This window comes from Pseudomonas tohonis, assembly GCF_012767755.2.
GTDB classification, from domain to species: Bacteria; Pseudomonadota; Gammaproteobacteria; order Pseudomonadales; family Pseudomonadaceae; genus Metapseudomonas; species Metapseudomonas tohonis.
In genome coordinates, this window is record NZ_AP023189.1 from 5,445,793 (window position 1) to 5,467,309 (window position 21,517).

Sequence of the window (21,517 nt, forward strand, 5' to 3'; positions counted from 1 at the left end):
GGCGAGCTTAGGCAATATTGCGCGGCGCAGCCACCAGCCAATGGCCGGCAGCGGGTTCAGCGTTGTGCACGAAACGCCGCCAGGCCTCGGGCCGCCTGCTGGCGGATGGCGTTCTGCACCGGCGGCAGCCAGCCCAGCAGCAGGCCCTTGGCGCCCAGCGCCTGGCGGGCCCAGCGCCACAGGTCGAAGCTGTCGCGGTGCTCGACGATCAGGCCGTCCTCGAAGCGAAAGCGCGCCTCGATGCGGTTGACCACGGTGCGCCCGGTCTGGCTGAAGAGGTAGGTGGCGACCCAGCGCGCACGGCCCTCGTGGTCATCGGCCTCGACGCCATCGAACGTCAGCGAGAAGGCCTGGGCGCGGCTGGCCAGCATGCGCCACATGTCGGCGGCCTCGCTGCCGCGCAGGTCGGTGAACACCGGGTCGGCGAAGCGCACGTCGGCGGCGTAGCAGGCGGCCATGGTCTCGGCGTCCAGGACCTGGAAGGCGCGGTAGAAGCGTTCGATGAGGGCGGCGTTGGGATGGCTCATGGCGAGGCTCGTGGCGATTGGGGTGAGGAGAGTATCGACGGCTTTCCGCCGGGCGGCGATTGGCTGCATCGCCAACTTTGTGGCAATAATCGCCACCCTTTACGGAGACCCACCCGATGATCCGCATCGCCTTGCTGGTCTGCCCACAGACGGTCTGCTCCAGCCTGGCCATGGCCGACGACGCCTTCCGCCTGGCCAACACCCTGGCCGGTGAGGCGCTGTTCGAGGTGCTGCGGGTCAGCCGCGATGGCCAGCCGGTGGACCTGGGCATGGCCAGCATCCGCGTCGACGGCGACCTGGCCCTGGCCGCCGGGGCCCGCCTGGTGATGCTGCCCGCCACCGGCAGCGCGGTGGAGCGCAGCATCGCCGGCAACACGGAACTGCTGGCCTGGCTGGCACGGCGCCCGGCCACCCAGCAGGTGGCCAGCCTGTGCAGCAGCGCCTTCCTGCTCGGCGCCGCCGGCCTGCTCGACGGCCGCCGTGCCACCACCCACTGGGCGCTGGCCGGCGCCTTCCGCCAACGCTTCCCGCAGGTGCGCCTGCAACCCGATGAGCTGCTCACCGAGGACGGCAACCTGTTCTGCTCCGGTGGTGCCCAGGCCGGGCTCGACCTGTGCCTGCACCTGATCGCCTGGCACGGCGGCGACTGGCTGGCACAACGGGTGGCCGGCGCGCTGGTGTTCGACCGCGAGCGCGGCCGCCAGTCACGCTTCACCCCGCTGCTGCCGGACGTGCCGGGAGACGCGCAGCTCGGCCCGCTGCTGGCCTGGCTGCAACGCCACCACGCCGAGCCCATCGACCTCAAGGGCCTGGCCGAACGCGCGCACTGCTCGACCCGCACCCTGCTGCGGCGCTTCCGCACCGCCACCGGCCTGACGCCGAACGACTACGTGCAGCGCCTGCGCATCGCCGCCGCCCAGTCCGCCCTGCGCAACCCTGCGCGCTCGCTGGAGCAGGTGGCGCAACAGGTGGGCTACGCCGACCGCGCCACCTTCGCCAAGCTGTTCAAGCAGCTGTGCGGGGAGACGCCGGGGGCCTTCCGTCGGCGCTTGCGCGAGCAGTCGTAGCCTCACGCGTTCGCACACATGGGCGACTGAAGTCACCCCTACAGGTCATGCAGCAACGTCCGGGCCGTAGGAGCGAGCTCTGCTCGCGAAGCTTTATATGCCTGGTACGTTGCCTCGCTCCTCGGTACGGCAGCCTGCGATCAGCGCAATACCGTAGCCCGTGCTTCAGCGCGGGAACGGCGTGGCCGGCATTCCCGGACTGAAGTCCGGGCTAGGGGCTCTATTTCTCGCATCGATGCACGCACGGCTTTTCGTAGGATGTGTCGGGCGGCGTTCCGCGAGCGAAGCGAAACCCATGCTGTGAATGCGTCAGGAGTCCATCAATGCCCGGAAAGCACCGCGCTTGAACTTCTGAGTGGAATCCACAACGGCCAATGCAGACATCGCCATTGAAATCACCCCGTCGGACATGAAAAAGGGGCCCGAAGGCCCCTTTCCGTCATGCACTGGCGATCAGTGCAGGATCTGCCCGAGGAACAGCTTGGTGCGCTCGTTCTGCGGGTTGTCGAAGAACGCATTGGGTTCGTTCTGTTCGACGATTTCGCCCTTGTCCATGAAGATCACCCGGTCCGCCACGGTGCGGGCGAAGCCCATCTCGTGGGTCACGCAGAGCATGGTCATGCCGTCCTGGGCGAGGCCGACCATGGTGTCGAGCACTTCCTTCACCATCTCGGGGTCGAGGGCGGAGGTGGGTTCGTCGAACAGCATGATCTTAGGCTTCATGCACAGCGCACGGGCGATGGCCACGCGCTGCTGCTGGCCGCCGGAGAGCTGGCCGGGGAACTTGTTGGCCTGCTCGGGGATGCGCACGCGCTCCAGGTAGTGCATGGCGATTTCCTCGGCCTTGCGCTTGGGCAGCTTGCGCACCCACATGGGCGCCAGGGTGCAGTTCTGCAGCACGGTGAGGTGCGGGAACAGGTTGAAGTGCTGGAACACCATGCCCACTTCGCGGCGGATCGCCTCGATCTGCTTGAGGTCGTTGGTCAGCTCGGTGCCGTCGACGATGATCCGCCCCTGCTGGTGCTCTTCCAGCCGGTTGATGCAGCGGATGGTGGTCGACTTGCCGGAGCCGGACGGGCCGCAGAGGACGATGCGCTCGCCCTGCTTGACGTTCAGGTTGATGTCCTTGAGCACGTGGAACTGCCCGTACCACTTGTTCACGCCCTGCAGCTGGATGATCGGCGCAGCGGCGTCTTTCTGGATGGCTTCACTCATTCGAATCTCTCTCCTAACGCTTGTGCCCGGTGTTCAGCTTCTGTTCGAGGCGCATGGAATAGCGCGACATGCTGAAGCAGAAGATCCAGTAGACCAGGGCGGCGAATACGTAGCCTTCGGTGGACATGCCGAGCCATTTCGGGTCGGTGGTCGCCTGCTTGATGCTGTTGAGCAGGTCGAACAGGCCGATGATGATCACCAGGCTGGTGTCCTTGAACAGGGCGATGAAGGTGTTGACGATGCCGGGGATGACCATCTTCAGGGCCTGCGGCAGGATCACCAGCGCGGTGCTGCGCCAGTAGCCCAGGCCGAGGCCGGCGGCGGCTTCGTACTGGCCCTTGGGGATGGCTTGCAGGCCACCACGGACCACTTCGGCGATATAGGCCGCCTCGAAGAAGATCACCATCACCAGGGCGCGCAGCAGCTTGTCGAGGTTCATGCCCTCGGGCAGGAACAGCGGCAGCATCACCGAGGACATGAACAGCACGGTGATCAGCGGCACGCCGCGCCAGAACTCGATGAAGGTCACGCAGATGACCTTGATCGCCGGCAGCTTCGAACGCCGTCCCAGCGCCAGCAGGATGCCCAGCGGCAATGCACCGGCGATGCCCACGTAGGCGATCACCAGGGTCAGCATCAGGCCGCCCCAGCGGCTGGTCGACACTTCCTGCAGCCCCAGCCCGCCATGCAGCAGCCAGAAGGCCAGCAGCGGGTAGAGGATCAGGAAGCCGATGCCGTAGAAGGCCTTGTGCGGGGTGCGCTTGAGGAACAGCGGCGCCACGCCGATGATCGCCAGCCACACGGTGACGTCCACGCGCCAGCGCAGCTCGCTGGGGTAGAAGCCGTACATGAACTGGCCGAAGCGCTGCTGCACGAAGACCCAGCAGGCGCCCTCGCCGGTGCAGTCGGCTCGGGTGGTGCCGGTCCAGGTGGCGTGGATGAAGGCCCAGTTGAGGATGGGCGGGATGATCAGCCACAGCAGGTACAGCGAGAGTGCGGTGAGCACCACGTGCAGCGGGCTGGCGAACAGGTTGTGACGCAGCCAGGCGACCGGGCCCACCACTGTGCTGGGTGGCGGCTGGTCGGGCTTGAAGGTATGCGATGTCATGTCAGTGCCCTCACCGCTCGATCAGCGCGATGCGCTTGTTGTACCAGTTCATCAGCAGGGAAATGCTGATGCTGATGGCCAGGTAGACGCTCATGGTGATCGCCATGACCTCGATGGCCTGGCCGGTCTGGTTGAGCGTGGTACCGGCGAACAGCGAGACCATGTCCGGGTAGCCGATGCCGGCGGCCAGGGACGAGTTCTTCGCCAGGTTCAGGTACTGGCTGGTGAGCGGCGGGATGATCACCCGCAGGGCCTGCGGCACGATGACCAGGCGCAGCGTCTGCCCGGGGCGGATGCCCAGGGAGTGCGCCGCCTCGGTCTGGCCGTGGCTGACCGACTGGATGCCGGCGCGCACCGTCTCGCCGATGAAGGCGGCGGTGTAGATCGACAGCGCCAGCATCAGGGCGATCAGCTCGGGGATGACCACCCAGCCACCCCGGAAGTTGAAGCCGGTCAGTTGCGGCACTTCCCAGTGGAAGGGGCTGCCCAGCACCAGGGCCGAGAGGCCGGGCACCAGCACCAGGATGGCGATGGAGCTCAGCAGCACGGGGAAGCGCTGGCCGGTCTCGTGGCGGCGCGCACGGGCCCAGCGCCACAGCACGACGATGGCCACCACCGACAGCGCGACGGCGATCAGGAAGGGCCAGAAGCCCTCGGCCATGTTCGGCGACGGCATGTACAGGCCGCGGTTGTTGATGAAGAAGGTGTCGCCGAAGTTCATGCTCTGCCGCGGGCCCGGCATGGGCAGCATCACGGCGAAGTACCAGAAGAAGATCTGCAGCAGCGGCGGGATGTTGCGGAAGGTCTCGATGTAGACCGTCGCCAGCTTGCGGATCAGCCAGTTGGGCGACAGCCGCGCGACACCGAGGATGAAGCCGAGGATGGTCGCCAGGATGATGCCGACCACGGTCACCAGCAGCGTGTTGAGCAGACCGATGAAGAAGACGCGACCGTAGGTGTCGCTTTCCTTGTAGTCGATCAGGTGCTGGGAGATGCCGAAGCCGGCGCTCTGGTCGAGGAAGCCGAAGCCGGAGATGATCCCGCGCTTCTCAAGGTTGACCTGGGTGTTGTGGAAGAGGAACCAGCCGAACGCCACGACGGCGACTACGGCGATGATCTGGAATAGCCACGCGCGCGTCTGCGGGTCGGTCAGGACCGATCCACGGACACGCGGGGCTTGGGAAGTTTTCTGCATGACAGCCCTCGTCGGTTGGAACTGGACGCTACCGCCCGCATCCGCGGGCGGCAGCGCGGTGGGTCAGCGCACCGGCGGTGCGTACTGCAGACCACCCTTGTTCCACAGGGCGTTGAGACCGCGTTCGATCTTCAGCTCGCTGCCGGCACCGACGTTGCGATCGAAGATCTCGGCATAGTTGCCGACCTGCTTGACGATCTGCACGGCCCAGTCTTTGGGCAGCTTCAGATCCTTGCCGAAGTCACCCTCGGCACCCAGCAGGCGAGCCACGTCCGGGTTCTTGGTGGACTTGGCGGTTTCCACGACGTTCTTCGAGTCGACGCCGAGCTCTTCAGCGTTCAGCTGGGCGAACAGACTCCAGCGCACGATGTCGAACCACTCCTCGTCACCCTGGCGAACGGCTGGGCCGAGGGGTTCCTTGGAGATGACTTCCGGCAGCACCACGTACTCGTCCGGCGCGGCCAGCTTGATGCGCTGGGCGTACAGCTGCGACTGGTCGGAGGTCAGCACGTCGCAACGGCCCGATTCCAGCGACTTGGCGCTCTCGTCGGAGGTGTCATAGGTGATGGGGGTGTACTTCAGGCCGTTGGCGCGGAAGTAGTCGGCCAGGTTCAGCTCGGTGGTGGTGCCGGCCTGGATGCAGACGGTGGCGCCATCGAGTTCCTTGGCGCTGGAGACGCCGAGCTTCTTGTTCACCAAAAAGCCCTGGCCGTCGTAGTAGGTCACGCCGGTGAAGTTCAGGCCCATCGCCGCGTCGCGGGAGCTGGTCCAGGTGGTGTTGCGGGAGAGGATGTCCACTTCGCCGGACTGCAGCGCGGTGAAACGCTCCTTGGCGGTGAGCGGGCTGAACTTGACCTTGCTCGCATCACCGAACACGGCCGCCGCTACGGCGCGGCAGATGTCGACGTCGATACCTTTGTATTCGCCCTTGGAGTCGGCGTAGGAAAAGCCCGGGAGGCCGTCACTGATGCCGCACTGCACGTAGCCTTTCTTCTTGACCGCATCCAGGGTGGCGCCCGCCTGAGCGAAGCCGCTGACACCGAGAACAGCTGCCGCAGTCAGCACAGCCAGGGTGGATTTCACCATCTTCATCAAAACCTCCAGTTGCTTTTTTTTGTGTTGGAGTCTCGGTCCTACCGCCGTACCCTCGTGAGGCAGGTTCAACCGCGCGAAACGACGGTCAACCGGGGAATCGGACCTAAGGAGGAAGTCTAGTTGGCGCTGCTCCGCGCGCCACCGGCCTCCCTCCTCGCCCATTGGTCGAATGGGCTGGAGACGGATTTTCGACCACCGTCACGTCGGGAACGTGCCACCGGTCGTTTGCAAGGCGCCGACCTGGATCGACGCCCAACCCGTTGAACGCCCCGCGAAGTGTTACCGCTGCGCAGGCCGCTTATTAAGTCTGCAGCTGTTTAGCAATCCCCGTACCAGCACAGTGCCTGTATGACGGTTCCGACAGGTCAATAGGGAAAGTTTTGTTGGTGCGACATATTTTTCACAGATAGACCACATCACCGCCCGGCGCCAGCACCGTTTTGGTGCAAGTGCCCCGAATTGGAGCCACACATGAGTAATCCGTTGATTCTGGAGCCCACACAAGCAGCCGATGCGTGCGTCATCTGGTTGCATGGCCTGGGGGCGGACCGCTATGACTTCCTGCCGGTGGCCGAGGCGCTGCAGGAACTGCTGGCCACCACCCGATTCATCATGCCCCAGGCCCCCACCCGCGCCGTGACCATCAATGGCGGCTACGCCATGCCCTCCTGGTACGACATCCTCGCCATGAGCCCCGCGCGGGCCATCGACCAGGCGCAGCTGGAGGAATCGGCGCAACGCGTGATCGCCCTGATCGAATCCCAGCGCGATGCCGGCATCGATCCGGCACGCATCGTCCTCGCCGGCTTCTCCCAGGGGGGCGCCGTGGTGCTGCACACCGGCCTGCTGCGCTGGGAAGGCCCCCTCGGCGGGGTGCTGGCGCTCTCCACCTATGCGCCGACCTTCGGCGACACCCTGGCGCTGCCGGATACAAAACTACAACTGCCGGTTTTCAGCCTGCATGGCACCTTCGACGACGTGGTGCCGCTGGCCATGGGCCGTGCCGCACACGACAAGCTCGCCGCCGCCGGCGTCCCGGTGCAGTGGCAGGACTACCCGATGGGCCACGAAGTGCTGCCGGAGGAAATCCGCGATATCGGCGCCTGGCTGAGCGCACGACTGGCCCGTTGATCCGTCAACCCACAACAAGAATTGGCCATGACCCAGACTCCCGTACCGCCCATCACCTCCCTGCGCGACATCGAGCTGATCGAGCAGGTTTCGCTGCAGCAACGCGGCATGCCGGACAGCACCTATGAGCTGATCCGCCAGAGCGCCCGGCGCGCCCCGGACGCCATCGCCATGACCTTCCTCATGCAGGGTACGGCCGATGAGGCGCCCTGGCAGCTGAGCTACGGCGAGCTGCTGGCGCAGGTCACGCGCACCGCCAACGCCTTCCACCGCCTGGGCGTGCGACCCGGCAAGGCGGTGTCGTTCCTGCTGCCCAACCTGCCGCACACCCACTTCACCCTGTGGGGCGGCGAGGCGGCGGGCATCGTCAACGCCATCAACCCGCTGCTCGACCCCGAGCACATCGCCGAACTGGTGCGCGCCGCCGATTCCGAGGTGCTGGTGACCCTGGCGCCCTTCCCCGGCACCGACCTGTGGGACAAGGTCGCCGGCCTGCGCGACGAGCTGCCGGGCCTCAAGGCCATCGTCACGGTCGATCTGGCCAACTACCTGCCCGAGCCCCAGCGCAGCGGCCTCAAGGCCCAGCGCGGCGCCCTGCCGGAAGGGGTGCTGGACTTCGACGAGCTGATCGCCGGCTGCCCCGCCGACCACCTGGAAAGCGGCCGGGTCATCGCCCCCGACGACATCGCCTCCTATTTCCACACCGGCGGCACCACCGGCACGCCGAAGCTCGCGCCGCACAGCCACCGCAACGAGGTGGCGATGGCGATGATCCTCGCCTACACCATCAACCTCGGCCCGGGCGACGTGACCCTCTGCGGCCTGCCGCTGTTCCACGTCAACGGCGTGATGGTCACCGGCCTCGCTCCCTTCTTCAGTGGCGCGCAGGTCCTGCTGGCCACGCCCCAGGGCTACCGCAACACCGCGCTGATCCAGAACTTCTGGACGATCATCGAGCGCTACCGGGTGAGCTTCTTCAGCGGCGTGCCCACCATCTATGCCGGGCTCTTGCAGGTGCCCAGCGAGGGCCACGACCTCTCCAGCCTGCGCTACGCCCTGTGCGGCGCGGCACCGATGCCGGTGGAGCTGATCCGCCAGTTCGAAGCCAAGACCGGCCTCACCCTGATCGAGGGCTACGGCCTCACCGAAGGCACCTGCGGCAGCTGCGGCAACCCCAGCGCGGGCGAACGTCGGCCAGGCTCCATCGGCCTGCGCATGCCCTACTGCGAAGTGGCGATCAAGGTGCTCGACGAACAGGGCGCCTTCCTCCGCGATGCGCGGGCCAACGAGATCGGCAACGTCTGCCTGCGCGGCATCACCGTGTTCAAGGGCTACCTGCAGGCCGGCAAGAACGCCGGCATCTGGGTGGATGGCGACTGGTTCAACACCGGCGACCTGGGCCGCATGGACGCCGACGGCTACATCTGGCTCACCGGCCGCAGCAAGGACCTGATCATCCGTGGCGGCCACAACATCGACCCGCAGATGATCGAGGAAGCCCTGCACGGCCACCCCGCCGTGGCCATGGCCGCCGCCGTCGGCAAGCCCGACGAGAAGGCCGGCGAGCTGCCGGTGGTCTACGTCCAGCTCAAGCCCGGCCAGCAGGCCAGCGAGGCCGAGCTGCTGGCCCACGCCGCCGACCACGTGCCGGAGCGCGCGGCGGTGCCCAAGGACGTGTGGATCATCGACGCGCTGCCGGTCACGGCGGTGGGCAAGACCTTCAAGCCGACCCTGCGCCACGACGCCATCCGCCGGGTCTTCGAGCAGGTACTGGCGCCGCTGGCCCCCGGCCTCAGCGTCGAGGTGCGTGCCGACGACCGCCACGGCCAGCTCGCCCACATCCGCGTGCCCGACCTGCACGACCAGCGCCGCTCCGCCCTGGAGCAACGGCTGGCCGGCTTCGCCGTGCGCTACGAGTTGCACCAGGAGGCCTGACGCCTCACGCCCCCGGTGCACGGCCGGGGGCGGAATTCCCCGCAAGGCCCGCCCCAGGGCCTCTGCCGCCCCGCTCGAACGAGACCACTTCCGCAGAAATGCACATTGTCCGACACGATTGCCCGGGAATGTGACGCTGCTACTGTTTCCAAACCACTGGTCGGCCTACCTTGCGCCAAGCATTGAAAGCCGTTGGGGGCGGGCATAAGGTCGATAACGGTTTTCAACGCAAAGACATGGAGTGTTTTGCGATGCCAGCTCACCCAGTTGCTACCCCAGGTCAGATGTAGCCCATGAAGAATGCGCACTGGCAGGCCGATCCACAGCTGCTCGGACGTCAGCGACTGTTCCAGAACGTCGCCGCCAACAACCTGCAGCAGATCCTGCAGGAGTTCGCCGCCTGCGACCTGGAAAAGGGCGAGGTCCTGCTCTCCCCCTTCAACCGCAACCAGTACCTGTACCTGCTGCTCGATGGCCAGTTGCAGGTCTACCTGGGTTCGCTCGACAACCAGCCGATGTCCACCCTGGAAGCCGGTGATTGCGCGGGCGAGATCAGCTTCATCGACAACGACCACCCTTCCGCCTACGTGGTCGCCACGCGCCCCAGCACCGTCCTGCGCCTGCACCGCGAGGCGCTGTCCAAGCTGTTCCAGCAATCGCCGCAGATGATGCAGAACCTCCTGGAGCTGCTCTGCGAGCGCGTGCGCACCGGCAACCGGATCATTCTCGACACCGAGCAGAACGCCAACGTCGACACCCTCACCGGCCTCTACAACCGGCGCTGGCTGGAACACATCTACGAGCGCGAGAGCACCCGCTGTGCCTTCAATGGCCACCCCATGTGCCTGCTGATGCTCGATGTCGACCATTTCAAGGCCTACAACGACCGCCACGGCCACCTGGCCGGCGACTACGCCCTATGCCTGGTGGCCCACACCCTGCGCAACCAGCTGCGGCCCAAGGACAGCATGGCCCGCTTCGGCGGCGAGGAATTCGTCATCCTGCTGCCCGAGATCGCCGTGGAGGAGGCGCGCAACATCGGCGAAAGGCTGCGCATGAGCCTGGAGCAGGTGCCCTCCTTCTATTCGCCGGTGGGGATACTGCCCGGCGTCACGGTTTCCATCGGCCTGACCCAGATGCAGCCCAAGGACGACCTGCAGGACCTCATCGCCCGCGCCGACGCCGCCCTCTATAAGGCCAAGTTGCAGGGGCGTAACTGCCTTAACGGCTAAGCCCTGCTGCAGCGCGGCGAGGGCCTTGCTAGAGTTCCGGGCCACTACAACAACGAAGCCCGGAAGCTCCCTCAATGCGCAAACTCCTGATCCTGCTGGTACTGGTCGTGATCGGCCTGGCGGTGTTCTTCACCTTGCCCAGCGTGCTCGACCGGCGGATGAACAGCGTCGAGTCCCCCGCTCCCTACCCGGCCAGCGAGGCCGCCAACAAACTGCACGAGAAACTGTTCATCGCCGACCTGCACGACGATGCCCTGCTCTGGCAGCGCGACCTGCTGGAACGCCACGACTTCGGCCACAGCGACCTGCCGCGCCTGCTCGAAGGCAAGGTCGCGCTGCAGGTGTTCTCCACCGTCACCAAGACCCCGCGTGGCATCAACTACGACAGGAACGACGCCGACAGCGACAACATCACCGTGCTCGCCATGGCCCAGCGCTGGCCGCCACGCACCTGGAGCAGCCTGCTGGAACGCGCGCTGTACCAGGGCGAGAAGCTCGCCGCGGCGGCCAAAGGCAGCGACGGCAAGCTGGTGCAGGTGCGCACCCGCGCCGACCTCGAGACCTTCATCGCCGCCTGGAAGAAGGACCCGAACCGCGTCGCCGCGATCCTCGCCACCGAGGGCCTGCACCCGCTGGAAGGCAAGATCGAGAACGTCGACCGCCTGTATGACGCGGGCTTCCGCATCACCGGGCTGACCCACTTCTTCGACAACGAGATCGGTGGCTCCGCGCACGGCATGGAGAAAGGCGGCCTGACCCGCTTCGGCCGCCGTGTGGTCGCCCACCTGGAAGAGAAGAAGATGATCATCGACCTGGCCCACGCCTCGCGCGCGCTGATCGACGACGTGCTGGAGATGGCCGAGCGCCCGGTACTGGTTTCCCACGGCGGCGTCGAAGGCACCTGCCCCGGCCCGCGCAACCTCAGCGACGACCACGTCAGGCGCATCGCCGCCACCGGCGGGGTGATCGGCATCGGCTACTGGGAAACCGCCGTCTGCGACACCTCGGTCAAGGCCATCGTCAAGGCCATCCGCTACACCAGCGACCTCGTGGGCGTCGACCACGTCGCCCTGGGTTCGGACTTCGACGGCACCATCCATGCGCCCTTCGACACCACCGGCCTGCCCCAGCTGACCCAGGGCCTGCAGGAAGCCGGCTACAGCGAGGGCGACATCGCCAAGATCATGGGCGGCAACGTCCAGCGCCTGCTCCTGGCGAGCCTGCCCACCGAGTGACGTCCCACGCGCCGCCCCCAGGGGCGGCGCCTCCCTGTAGCGCCGAAAGGCCCGGAACAGAGCGGCTGCCCACGACAATCCGCCAGGGCACTTCGCCGCGATGACATCTTGCTTTACACTGGCGCCCGTTCATTCCTTAACCAATCGACGAGATGACCGTGCTCAAAGCACTCAAAAAAATCTTTGGCAAGGGCGAAGAGCCCGTCTCCGGCGTCGCCCCGACCGCCCCGGCCACCCAGGCCCCGACTCGCACCGAGAGCGAAAAACGCCCCGCCCAGCCCAAGAAGGCGCCGCGCGCCCCGGCTGAAAAACCCGCCACCCCCGCCGCTGCCGAGCAGGCCCCCCGCGCCGAGAAGAAGCCCCGCAGCGACAAGCCCCGGACAGACAAGCCGCGCCGCGAGCGCCCGCCCAAACCGGTGGACACCTGGAAGCTGGAAGACTTCGTGGTGGAGCCGATGGAAGGCAAGACCCGCTTCCACGACTTCAAGCTGGCACCGACCCTGATGCACGCCATCCACGACCTGGGCTTCCCCTACTGCACGCCGATCCAGGCGGGCGTACTGGGCTTCACCCTCAAGGGCCAGGACGCCATCGGCCGCGCCCAGACCGGCACCGGCAAGACCGCCGCCTTCCTGATCTCGATCATCACCCAGCTGCTGCAGACCCCGCCGCCGAAAGAGCGCTACATGGGCGAGCCCCGCGCGCTGATCATCGCGCCGACCCGCGAGCTGGTGGTGCAGATCGCCAAGGACGCCCAGGCCCTGACCAAGTACACCGGCCTGAACGTGATGAGCTTCGTCGGCGGCATGGACTTCGACAAGCAGCTCAAGCAGCTGGAGTCGCGCTTCTGCGACATCCTCGTGGCCACCCCCGGCCGCCTGCTGGACTTCAACCAGCGCGGCGACGTGCACCTGGACATGGTCGAGGTGATGGTGCTGGACGAAGCCGACCGCATGCTCGACATGGGCTTCATCCCGCAGGTCCGCCAGATCATCCGCCAGACCCCGCCCAAGGGCGAGCGCCAGACCCTGCTGTTCTCCGCCACCTTCACCGATGACGTGATGAACCTCGCCAAGCAGTGGACCGTCGAACCGGCCATCGTCGAGATCGAGCCGGAGAACGTCGCCAGCGACACCGTCGAGCAGCACGTCTACGCCGTCGCCGGCAGCGACAAGTACAAGCTGCTCTACAACCTGGTCGCCCAGAACAACTGGGAACGGGTGATGGTCTTCGCCAACCGCAAGGACGAGGTGCGCCGCATCGAGGAACGCCTGACCAAGGACGGCATCAGCGCCGCCCAGATGTCCGGCGACGTGCCCCAGCACAAGCGCATCAAGACCCTGGAAGGCTTCCGCGAAGGCAAGATCCGCGTACTGGTCGCCACCGACGTCGCCGGCCGCGGCATTCACGTCGACGGCATCAGCCACGTCATCAACTTCACCCTGCCGGAAGACCCGGACGACTACGTGCACCGCATCGGCCGTACCGGCCGTGCCGGCACCAGCGGCACGTCCATCAGCTTCGCCGGCGAGGACGATGCCTTCGCCCTGCCGCCGATCGAGGAACTGCTGGGTCGCAAGATCAACTGCGAAACCCCGCCCGCCGAGCTGCTCAAGTCGGTGCCGCGCAAGCACTGATCGCAACGGTCGCGCACAGAAAAGGCGAAGCCCCCGGGCTTCGCCTTTTTCATTTCCGCCCCACACATCAGCAGGCACAGGCCGAGCGGGGCGTAGGGTGGGCCGGGCGGCGCTCCGCTTCAGCCTACCGCCTCTCCTTTCCCCCAAGACACCCTTCCCCTCGCAGATGGAATTTTCACCCAGGCGCCATTTCCTTGCGCCCTGTCGCCCGCCCCTTGCCGATCAAGACAATAAATTCCAATATGGACAAATTGTTTATATCGGAGCCCCACCATGTCCAGCGTCCTCCCCCTGGTCGTCCCTTCTGCCGAAGCCGAACGCCTGCTGCAACGCATCGACGTGCAGGACGCCCTGCGCCGCATGTTCCTCGACCTCGCCGCCGGTGACGCGGTGCAACCGGCGCAGCAACTGGTGGAATTCCCCGGTGGCGGCGACTTCATCAACTACCTCGGCGTGCTGGCCCGCGAGCAGGTCTACGGGGTCAAGACCTCGCCCTACCTGCCGCGCCCGGATGGCGCCGTGGTCACCGCCTGGACCCTGCTGATGTCCATGGCCAGCGGCCAGCCGCTGATGCTCTGCGACGCCGCCACCCTGACCACCGAACGCACCGCCGCCACCACCGCCGTGGCGGTCGATGCCCTGGCCCCGGCCGGCGTCACGCAGCTGGCGGTGATCGGCAGCGGCGCCGTGGCCCGCGCGCATATCCGTCATTGCCTGGCCCTGCGCCCCTGGCAGCAGGTGCGCGTGTACTCGCCACGCCTCCTGCCCGACAGCGAGCGTGCCGAAGGCCTGCGTGCCCTCGACCCGCGCGTGGAAGTCTGCGCCACCCAGGACGCCGCCCTGGCCGACGCCGAGGTGATCCTGCTGTGCACCTCGTCCGCCGCCCCGGTGCTGGACCCACGCCAACTCGGCCGCGCCACGCTGGTCACCTCCATCAGCACCAACGCCCCGCGCGCCCATGAAGTGCCGCCCCAGGCCCTGGCGGAAATGGACGTCTATTGCGACTACCGCGCCACCACGCCCGGCAGCGCCGGCGAGATGCGCATCGCCGCCGAACAGCACGGCTGGAACGTCGACGCACTGCGCGGCGACCTGCCCGAACTGCTCGCCGACCGCGCACCACGCCCCGACTACAGGCGTCCGGTATTCTTCCGCTCCATTGGCCTCGGCCTCGAAGACGTCGCCCTGGCCAACGCGCTCTATCACCTCAAGTGCGAGGAATCGGCATGAACCAGGTGGACTTCATCATCATCGGTGCGGGCATCGCCGGCGCCTCCACCGGCTACTGGCTGTCCCGCCAGGGCAAGGTCGCCGTGCTGGAACGCGAGGAGCACCCCGGCTACCACTCCACCGGCCGCTCCGCCGCGCTCTACACAGTCGCCTACGGGACGCCCCAGGTGCGCGCCCTGACCGGCGCCAGCCGGGCCTTCTTCGACAACCCGCCGCAAGGCTTCAGCGAACACCCCATCCTCACGCCCCGGGGCGAGATGGTGGTGGACTTCAACAACGACCCGGATGAATTGCGCCGCCAGTTCGACAGCGCCCGCGAAAGCGTTCCCGAGGTGCAACTGCTGGACGCCGACCAGGCCTGCGCCCTGGTGCCCGTGCTGCGCCGGGAAAAGGTCTTCGGCGCCATGCTCGACCCCAGCGCCGCCGACATCGACACCGACGCCCTGCACCAGGGCTACCTGCGTGGCATCCGCCGCAACGGCGGCAGCATGCACACCGGCCATGAGGTGCGGGCCATCAGCCGCGAGGCGGACCTGTGGCGCGTCACCACCGGCCAGGGCGAGTTCACCGCGCCCGTGCTGGTCAACGCCGCCGGCGCCTGGTGCGACGGCCTCGCCACCCTCGCCGGCGTGCGCCCGCTGGGCCTGCAACCGAAACGCCGCGCAGCCTTCATCTTCGCCGCGCCGGAAGGCGTCGACAGCCATGCCTGGCCGGCGCTGGTGAGCCTGGACGAATCCTTCTACTTCAAGCCCGACGCCGGCATGCTGCTGGGCTCGCCGGCCAACGCCGACCCGGTGGACGCCCACGACGTGCAGCCCGAAGAGCTGGACATCGCCCTGGGCATCTACCAGATCGAGGAGCACACCCACATGAGCATCCGCCGCCCCGCCCGGACCTGGGCCGGGCTGCGCTCGTTCTTCGCCGACGGCGACCTGGTGGCCGGCTACGACGACCAGGCGCCGGGCTTCTTCTGGGTCGCCGGCCAGGGCGGCTACGGCATCCAGACCTCGGCAGCCATGGGCGAGGCCAGTGCCAGCCTGATCCTGCGCCAGCCGCTGCCGGAACACCTGGGCCGCTTCGGCCTGAATGCGGCGATGCTCTCCCCGGCCCGCCTCAGGTGACGCCCGGCGCGCTTTGCGCCACACTCGCCCGGCCGCGCCAAGGGGGCGCGGCCAAGCCTTTGCGGAGCCTTCCATGACGCCTCGTCCCGATCCGGCATTCGACAACTTCCGGGCCATAGCCGACGGCATCGCCACCCTGTTCTTCCCCCATGCCGAGGTGGTGGTGCACGACCTGCGCACGCAGAAGGTCGCCTACATCGCCAACAACATCTCCAAGCGCAGCATCGGCGACGACGCGGCCCTGGAAGACATGCTTGAGGATGGCGGCGAGGAGCGGAACATCGGCCCCTACGAGAAGCTCAACTGGGACGGGCAGAAGATCCGCTCCGTCAGCACCGTGCTGCAGGACGCCAAGGGCAAGCCGCTGGCAGTGCTGTGCATCAACCTCAACATCTCGCTGTTCGAGAGCGCCAAGGCGGCCCTGGACCTGTTCCTCGCCCCGGGCAAGCTGATCCCCCAGCCCGACGCGCTGTTCCGCGACGACTGGCAGGAACGCATCAACACCTTCCTGCACAACTGGATGCGCCAGCGCCAGCTCGGCCTCAACCTGCTCAGCCGCGAGCACAAGCGCGAGCTGGTCCTGGCCCTGCACGCCGAGGGTGCCTTCAAGGGCAAGAGCGCGGCCAACTACGTCGCCAACGTCCTCAACATGGGCCGCGCCACCGTCTACAAGCACCTGCGCGAACTCAAGGAAGAACCCGAAACCGATATGTAGTGGCGCATTCATTCGCCCAGCGGTGCCGCGCACCGGCCACTCCAGGCGATCTCGAAACCGCCGGGTTGCACCCGACCTACGGCCCACACCCTGTGGGAGCGAATTCATTCGCGATCGGGCTCACCGGCAAACGTTGGGCCTCGCTGCGCTCGGCGCCAACCTACGGGCGCTCCTCACGCCGGAAACCCGGGCGGCGTATCGCACCGCCCCGTTCCACCTCAATCCCCGTAGATGTCGAAGTCGAAGTATTTCGCCTGGATCTTCTGGTAGGTGCCATTGGCGCGCAGGGCGGTGATGGCCGCGTCGAGCTTGTCGCGCAGTTCGGCATCGCCCTTGCGCACGGCGATGCCGGCGCCCTCGCCGAAGTAGTGCGGGTCCTTCAGCACCGGGCCGACGAACTCGTAGTCCTTGCCGTTATCCGTCTTGAGGAAGCCTTCGTTGAGCGGGAAAGCGTCCGCCAGCACCGCATCCAGGCGCCCGGAGAGCAGGTCCAGGTAGATCTCGTTCTGGGTGCTGTAGCGCACCACCTTCACACCCTTGGGCTCGAGCACCTCGGTGGCGAAACGGTCGGTGGTGGTGGAACGCTGGGTGCCGACGGTCTTGCCCACCAGCTGGGCGAAGTCATCGCTCACCGCACTGCCCTTCTTCATCGCCAGGCGCGCGGGGCTGTAATAGTACTTGTGGGTGAAATCCACCGACTTGCGACGCTCGTCGGTGATGGTCATGGACGACAGGATGGCATCCACCTTCTTCACCTTCAGCGAGGGGATCAGGCCATCGAACTCCTGTTCGATCCACTGGCACTTGACCTTCATCTCCTCGCACAGCGCATTGCCGATGTCGTAGTCGAACCCCTCGATCTGCCCTGCCGGGGTCTTGTAGGCGAACGGCGGATAGGCGGCCTCGATCCCCAGGCGCAGGGGCTTGTCGGCGGCGAACAGGCTGGATGCCACGAGGCTCAGGGCGATACCGCCGAGCAGTACGATTTTCTTCATGGTGCGACTCCCGCGATGCATAGCTGGGCCCGCCAGGACGGTGGGCCGGTTCGTGTGGGCGTTGATGGAGGGCAGAGAAGCGCAGCCGGAAGAACTCCAGCCGCCGAGTGGACCGCGATCGAGAAAGGTAGCGTGCATGGCGCAGCCCTGATTTGTACTTATTTGTCCACTCTGGACTTATTCGTACAAATCGTCAATCGCCGTCCAGCTCATTTCCACGCCCCGATGGCCGCGCCGATCCAACGCAAATGACCCGCGTCAGCACGCGGGCGCGCAGCGGCAACTAGTCTGGAATCAGGTCCCGGACGCAATGGAGAACAGCATGGACAACGTGCACATCATGATCGGCCTGCTCGTCGCAGGCTTCCTCATGCTTGGCATCGGCTTCAGCAACCGCGAGAGGGAATGGGGAGTCTGGTTGACAGGCCTGGGCACGGCCTCGATGTTCGCGCCCATCCTATTGAAGATGTACATCGAGCTGGGCTGAGCCTTTCGGACTACGACCAACGAACTCATGTAGTAACATCTCTACATTTCTTCGGAGGACGATTCCCATGCCTACCACCCTCTCCAGCCGCGAGTTCAACCAGGACACCAGCGGCGCCAAGAAAGCAGCCCTGTCCGGCCCGGTATTCATAACGGATCGCGGCAGGCCCTCCCACGTACTGATGAGCATCGAGGACTACCAGGCCCTCGCCGGTCACCAGGCGAGCATCGTCGAGTTGCTGGCCATGCCTGCCGACGCCGAAGTGGAGTTCGACCCGCCCCGCGCCGAGATCAATCACAAGCCGGCGGACCTCGACTGATGTTCCTGCTCGATACCAATGTCGTTTCCGAACTGCGCAAGGCCCGCCAGGGCCGCGCCGATCAAGGCGTGGTCACCTGGGCCGGTTCGGTGAACGCCAAGACGCTCTACCTTTCGGCCATCAGCCTGATGGAACTGGAAACCGGTGTGCTGGGCATCGAGCGCAAGGATGCCGCTCAGGGTGCGCTGCTGCGTACCTGGCTGAACCAGCAGGTGCTGCCCGGTTTCGCCGGCCGGGTACTCGCGGTGGACGCCACCGTCGCGCTGGCCTGTGCGCGCCTGCATGTGCCGGACCGGAAAAGCGAGCGGGATGCGCTGATCGCCGCCACCGCCCTGGTCCATGGACTGACGGTGGTGACGCGCAACCTTGCGGACTTCGAAGGCACGGGCGTGCCGTTGATCAATCCCTGGAGCCAGGGCTGAGTAACTCAGCCTTCCCAGCGCCGCGCCGCCGCCTGGTCGCTGCAGCGCCCTTCGACCCAGCGCGGGCCTTCGGCGGTGTCTTCCTTCTTCCAGAAGGGGGCACGGGTCTTGAGGTAGTCCATGATGAAGTTGCAGGCGTCGAACGCCGCCTGGCGGTGGGCGCTGGCGGTGCCGACGAAGACGATCGGCTCGCCCGGTTCCAGGCGGCCGATGCGGTGGAGGATGTCGACCTTGAGCAGCGGCCAGCGCTGCCGCGCCTCCGTGGCGATCTTCTCCAGGGCCTTCTCGGTCATGCCCGGGTAGTGTTCGAGGAACATCCCGGAAACATCCTGGCCCTCGTTGAAGTCGCGCACATAGCCGACGAAGCCGACCACCGCGCCGACGCCGACGTTGGCCGCATGCAGGGCGTTCAGCTCGGTGCCGGGGTCGAAGGCCGCGGCCTGTACGCGAATGCCCATGCTCAGCCCCCGCTCACGGTGGGGAAGAAGGCGACCTCGTCGCCATCGGCCAGGGCCTCGTCGAGGCTGCACAGCTCCTGGTTGCGGGCGCACATCAGGTTCTGCTCGTCGAGCACCTCCCACACGCCGCCACGGCCCAGCAGGCGGCGGCGCAGGTCATCCAGCTTCGCGAACGCCGGGTCCCAGGCGAGCTGCTCGCCATCGAGGCCGAGCGCTTCACGGTAACGGGCGAAATACTGCACGCGAATCATCTTCACTCCCCGGCCTGGTAATGGCCGCTCTTGCCGCCGAGCTTTTCCAGCAGGCGGACGCTTTCGATGGTCATGCCGCGATCCACCGCCTTGCACATGTCGTAGAGGGTCAGGGCGGCGACGCTGGCGGCGGTCAGCGCTTCCATTTCCACTCCGGTCTGCCCGGCCAGCTTGCAGCGGGCGACGATGCGCACCGCGTCGTCGCCCTCGGCGCTGAGTTCGACCTTGACGCTGGTGAGCATCAGCGGGTGGCACAGAGGGATCAGGTCCGAGGTCTTCTTCGCTGCCTGGATGCCGGCGATGCGCGCCACGGCGAACACGTCGCCCTTGGGGTGGCCGCCGGACTGGATCATGGCGAGGGTTTCGGGGCGCATGCGCACCCGCGCTTCGGCCGTCGCCTCACGGGCGGTCACCGCTTTTTCGGTGACGTCGACCATGCTGGCGCGGCCTTGGGAATCGAGATGGGTCAACACGGCTTGGCTCCTCTGGCGGGCACCACGAAAGGGCCCGCAGGAGGCGGATTGTATACAAATCCCAGGATTATCGAAGGCCTTTCGCCGGGCGGATCGCTCCGCCCGGCGGCCGTTCGTCACATGTGGGTTTCGGCGTATTCCGCCAGCACCGAGCGGGGCACGCCCTGCAGGGTGATGTGCACGCCATGGGGGAAGTCCTTGAAGCGCTCGGTGAGGTAGGTCAGGCCGGAGCTGGGAGCGGACAGGTAGGGGGTATCGATCTGCGCCAGGTTGCCCAGGCAGATCACCTTCGAGCCGGTGCCGGCACGGGTGATGATGGTCTTCATCTGGTGCGGCGTCAGGTTCTGGCACTCGTCGATCAGGATTAGGCTCTGCTGGAAGCTGCGCCCGCGTATGTAGTTGAGGGATTTGAACTGCAGCGGCACCTTGCTGAGGATGTAGTCGACGCTGCCATGGGTGCTCTCGTCGTCCATGTGCAGGGCTTCGAGGTTATCGGTGATGGCGCCCAGCCAGGGCTCCATCTTCTCGGCCTCGGTGCCGGGCAGGAAGCCGATCTCCTGGTCCAGCCCCTGCACGCTGCGGGTGGCGATGATGCGCCGGTAGCGCTTGCTGACCATGGTCTGCTCGATGGCCGCCGCCAGCGCCAGGATGGTCTTGCCGGAGCCCGCCGCACCCGAGAGATTGACCAGGTGGATGTCCGGGTCGAGCAAGGCGAACAGCGCCAGGGCCTGGTAGATGTCACGCGGGCGCAGGCCCCAGGCTTCCTGGTGCAGCAAGGGTTCCTGGTGCAGGTCGAGGATCAGCAGCTCATCGGCCTTGATGCCCTTGATCCAGCCGACGAAGCCCTGCTCGTCGACGATGAACTCGTTGACGTGGACCGCCGGCAGGTTGTCGGTGAGTTGCACGCGGTGCCAGGTGCGGCCGTGGTCCTGGCGGGTCTCCACCTTGCTCACGCGCTCCCAGAACGAGCCGGCCATGGTGTGGTAGCCACGGGAAAGCAGCGAGACGTCGTCCACCAGTTGGTCGGTGTGGTAGTCCTCCGAGTCGATGCCGCAGGCGCGCGCCTTCAGGCGCATGTTGATGTCCTTGGTCACCAGCACCACGGCCATGCCCGGGCGGCGGGTCTTCAATTCCACCAGTTGGTTGATGATCTTGTTGTCGTTCAGGTCTTCGGGCAGCCAGGTGATGGGGGCTGCGCTCTTGCTCATGAGTATCGAGAGGAAGCCGCAGGGGCCGCTCTTTTCCCGCTGGATAGGTACGCCGTGCTCCACTTGCTCGGGCGAGGCCTCGCCCAGGATCTTGTCGATCAGCCGGATGGCCTGGCGGCATTCGGCGGCTACGCCTTGCTTGCCCGTCTTCAGCTTGTCGAGTTCCTCCAGCACGGTCATGGGGATGGCCACGTGGTGTTCTTCGAAGTTGAGGATGGCGTTGGGATCGTGGATCAGAACGTTGGTATCGAGGGCGTAGAGGGTTGGAGCGGTGGGGCGGGCGCGTCCGTGATCATCCATACTCGGTCACCTTCTTGTCGGTCCGGGCGACGGAATGCCATGACGGCTCTCCGCCGAGGAAGGACCACCGTCCCCATCTGGCCGGGTCATGCCGGTCGCCAAGGGAGCCCGAGAAGCAGAGGTGAGGGCCTGGGGCCGCCACCTGTCTTCAGGATTCGGCG

General features: G+C 66.5%; 22 protein-coding genes. 12 read left to right on the plus strand and 10 right to left on the minus strand.

Going from position 1 to position 21,517, the window contains the following annotated elements; genetic code table 11:
• Positions 1-56 precede the first annotated feature (56 nt).
• The gene (locus tag HSX14_RS25015; protein ID WP_111263762.1) at positions 57-527 is read right to left on the minus strand and encodes a nuclear transport factor 2 family protein; all 471 of its coding nucleotides are present in this window, start codon (positions 525-527) and stop codon (positions 57-59) included.
• Positions 528-643: 116 nt separating this feature from the next.
• Between HSX14_RS25015 and HSX14_RS25020 the strand changes: the two genes are divergently transcribed.
• Positions 644-1,594 (plus strand): GlxA family transcriptional regulator, encoded by a 951-nt coding sequence (locus HSX14_RS25020; protein ID WP_173172817.1) that lies wholly within the window; start codon positions 644-646, stop codon positions 1,592-1,594.
• Between the two features lie 453 nt (positions 1,595-2,047).
• Here the strand turns inward: HSX14_RS25020 and HSX14_RS25025 are convergent, their stop codons facing one another.
• The 4 genes from HSX14_RS25025 to HSX14_RS25040 form a co-directional block, all read right to left on the minus strand.
• The gene (locus tag HSX14_RS25025) at positions 2,048-2,809 is read right to left on the minus strand and encodes an amino acid ABC transporter ATP-binding protein (protein WP_111263764.1); all 762 of its coding nucleotides are present in this window, start codon (positions 2,807-2,809) and stop codon (positions 2,048-2,050) included.
• 13 nt (positions 2,810-2,822) lie between these two features.
• Positions 2,823-3,917, minus strand: coding sequence for an amino acid ABC transporter permease (locus tag HSX14_RS25030; RefSeq protein WP_173172815.1), 1,095 nt, complete (start codon positions 3,915-3,917; stop codon positions 2,823-2,825).
• A gap of 10 nt (positions 3,918-3,927) precedes the next feature.
• Positions 3,928-5,112 carry an amino acid ABC transporter permease gene (locus HSX14_RS25035; RefSeq protein WP_173172813.1) on the minus strand — a complete coding sequence of 395 codons (1,185 nt, stop codon included), beginning with the start codon at positions 5,110-5,112 and terminating at the stop codon, positions 3,928-3,930.
• 63 nt (positions 5,113-5,175) lie between these two features.
• Complete coding sequence (locus HSX14_RS25040; RefSeq protein ID WP_111263767.1) at positions 5,176-6,204, minus strand: amino acid ABC transporter substrate-binding protein; 1,029 nt, start codon at positions 6,202-6,204, stop codon at positions 5,176-5,178.
• A 474-nt stretch (positions 6,205-6,678) separates the two neighbouring features.
• On the opposite strand from HSX14_RS25040, the gene HSX14_RS25045 reads away from it, so the two are divergent.
• The 8 genes from HSX14_RS25045 to HSX14_RS25080 all read left to right on the plus strand — a co-directional run bounded on the left by HSX14_RS25045 (position 6,679) and on the right by HSX14_RS25080 (position 16,443).
• Complete coding sequence (locus HSX14_RS25045; protein ID WP_173172811.1) at positions 6,679-7,338, plus strand: alpha/beta hydrolase; 660 nt, start codon at positions 6,679-6,681, stop codon at positions 7,336-7,338.
• Between the two features lie 27 nt (positions 7,339-7,365).
• Entirely contained in the window at positions 7,366-9,273 is a 1,908-nt protein-coding gene (locus HSX14_RS25050) for an acyl-CoA synthetase (protein ID WP_173172809.1), read from the plus strand.
• Positions 9,274-9,566: 293 nt separating this feature from the next.
• On the plus strand, positions 9,567-10,505 hold the full coding sequence (locus HSX14_RS25055; protein ID WP_111263770.1) for a GGDEF domain-containing protein: 939 nt from the start codon (positions 9,567-9,569) through the stop codon (positions 10,503-10,505).
• A 74-nt stretch (positions 10,506-10,579) separates the two neighbouring features.
• Entirely contained in the window at positions 10,580-11,740 is a 1,161-nt protein-coding gene (locus HSX14_RS25060) for a dipeptidase (RefSeq protein ID WP_173172807.1), read from the plus strand.
• A 158-nt stretch (positions 11,741-11,898) separates the two neighbouring features.
• On the plus strand, positions 11,899-13,377 hold the full coding sequence (rhlB, locus tag HSX14_RS25065; RefSeq protein ID WP_197970202.1) for an ATP-dependent RNA helicase RhlB: 1,479 nt from the start codon (positions 11,899-11,901) through the stop codon (positions 13,375-13,377).
• Positions 13,378-13,650: 273 nt separating this feature from the next.
• Positions 13,651-14,607, plus strand: coding sequence for an ornithine cyclodeaminase family protein (locus HSX14_RS25070; RefSeq protein ID WP_173172803.1), 957 nt, complete (start codon positions 13,651-13,653; stop codon positions 14,605-14,607).
• Positions 14,604-15,728, plus strand: a complete 1,125-nt coding sequence (locus tag HSX14_RS25075; protein ID WP_173172801.1) for an NAD(P)/FAD-dependent oxidoreductase — start codon at positions 14,604-14,606, stop codon at positions 15,726-15,728. The genes HSX14_RS25070 and HSX14_RS25075 overlap by 4 nt, the downstream gene beginning before the upstream one ends.
• A gap of 73 nt (positions 15,729-15,801) precedes the next feature.
• A complete protein-coding gene (locus HSX14_RS25080) occupies positions 15,802-16,443 on the plus strand; it encodes a helix-turn-helix transcriptional regulator (protein WP_173172799.1) in 642 nt (213 codons plus the stop codon).
• Positions 16,444-16,661: 218 nt separating this feature from the next.
• Here the strand turns inward: HSX14_RS25080 and HSX14_RS25085 are convergent, their stop codons facing one another.
• Complete coding sequence (locus HSX14_RS25085) at positions 16,662-17,438, minus strand: ABC transporter substrate-binding protein (protein WP_173172797.1); 777 nt, start codon at positions 17,436-17,438, stop codon at positions 16,662-16,664.
• 322 nt (positions 17,439-17,760) lie between these two features.
• Between HSX14_RS25085 and HSX14_RS25090 the strand changes: the two genes are divergently transcribed.
• The 3 genes from HSX14_RS25090 (at position 17,761) to HSX14_RS25100 (ending at position 18,666) form a co-directional block, all read left to right on the plus strand.
• A complete protein-coding gene (locus tag HSX14_RS25090; protein WP_173172795.1) occupies positions 17,761-17,925 on the plus strand; it encodes a hypothetical protein in 165 nt (54 codons plus the stop codon).
• A 67-nt stretch (positions 17,926-17,992) separates the two neighbouring features.
• Entirely contained in the window at positions 17,993-18,244 is a 252-nt protein-coding gene (locus HSX14_RS25095; RefSeq protein WP_173172793.1) for a type II toxin-antitoxin system Phd/YefM family antitoxin, read from the plus strand.
• A complete protein-coding gene (locus tag HSX14_RS25100; RefSeq protein ID WP_173172791.1) occupies positions 18,244-18,666 on the plus strand; it encodes a type II toxin-antitoxin system VapC family toxin in 423 nt (140 codons plus the stop codon). Before HSX14_RS25095 ends, HSX14_RS25100 begins: the two co-directional genes overlap by 1 nt.
• A 5-nt stretch (positions 18,667-18,671) precedes the next feature.
• On the opposite strand, the gene moaE is transcribed toward HSX14_RS25100, so the two are convergent.
• The 4 genes from moaE to HSX14_RS25120 all read right to left on the minus strand — a co-directional run bounded on the left by moaE (position 18,672) and on the right by HSX14_RS25120 (position 21,356).
• On the minus strand, positions 18,672-19,124 hold the full coding sequence (moaE, locus tag HSX14_RS25105) for a molybdopterin synthase catalytic subunit MoaE (protein WP_173172789.1): 453 nt from the start codon (positions 19,122-19,124) through the stop codon (positions 18,672-18,674).
• Between the two features lie 2 nt (positions 19,125-19,126).
• A complete protein-coding gene (locus HSX14_RS25110; protein WP_173172787.1) occupies positions 19,127-19,375 on the minus strand; it encodes a MoaD/ThiS family protein in 249 nt (82 codons plus the stop codon).
• Between the two features lie 2 nt (positions 19,376-19,377).
• Positions 19,378-19,848, minus strand: a complete 471-nt coding sequence (gene moaC / locus HSX14_RS25115; protein WP_173172785.1) for a cyclic pyranopterin monophosphate synthase MoaC — start codon at positions 19,846-19,848, stop codon at positions 19,378-19,380.
• Between the two features lie 116 nt (positions 19,849-19,964).
• The gene (locus tag HSX14_RS25120; protein WP_111260092.1) at positions 19,965-21,356 is read right to left on the minus strand and encodes a PhoH family protein; all 1,392 of its coding nucleotides are present in this window, start codon (positions 21,354-21,356) and stop codon (positions 19,965-19,967) included.
• Positions 21,357-21,517: the final 161 nt, after the last annotated feature.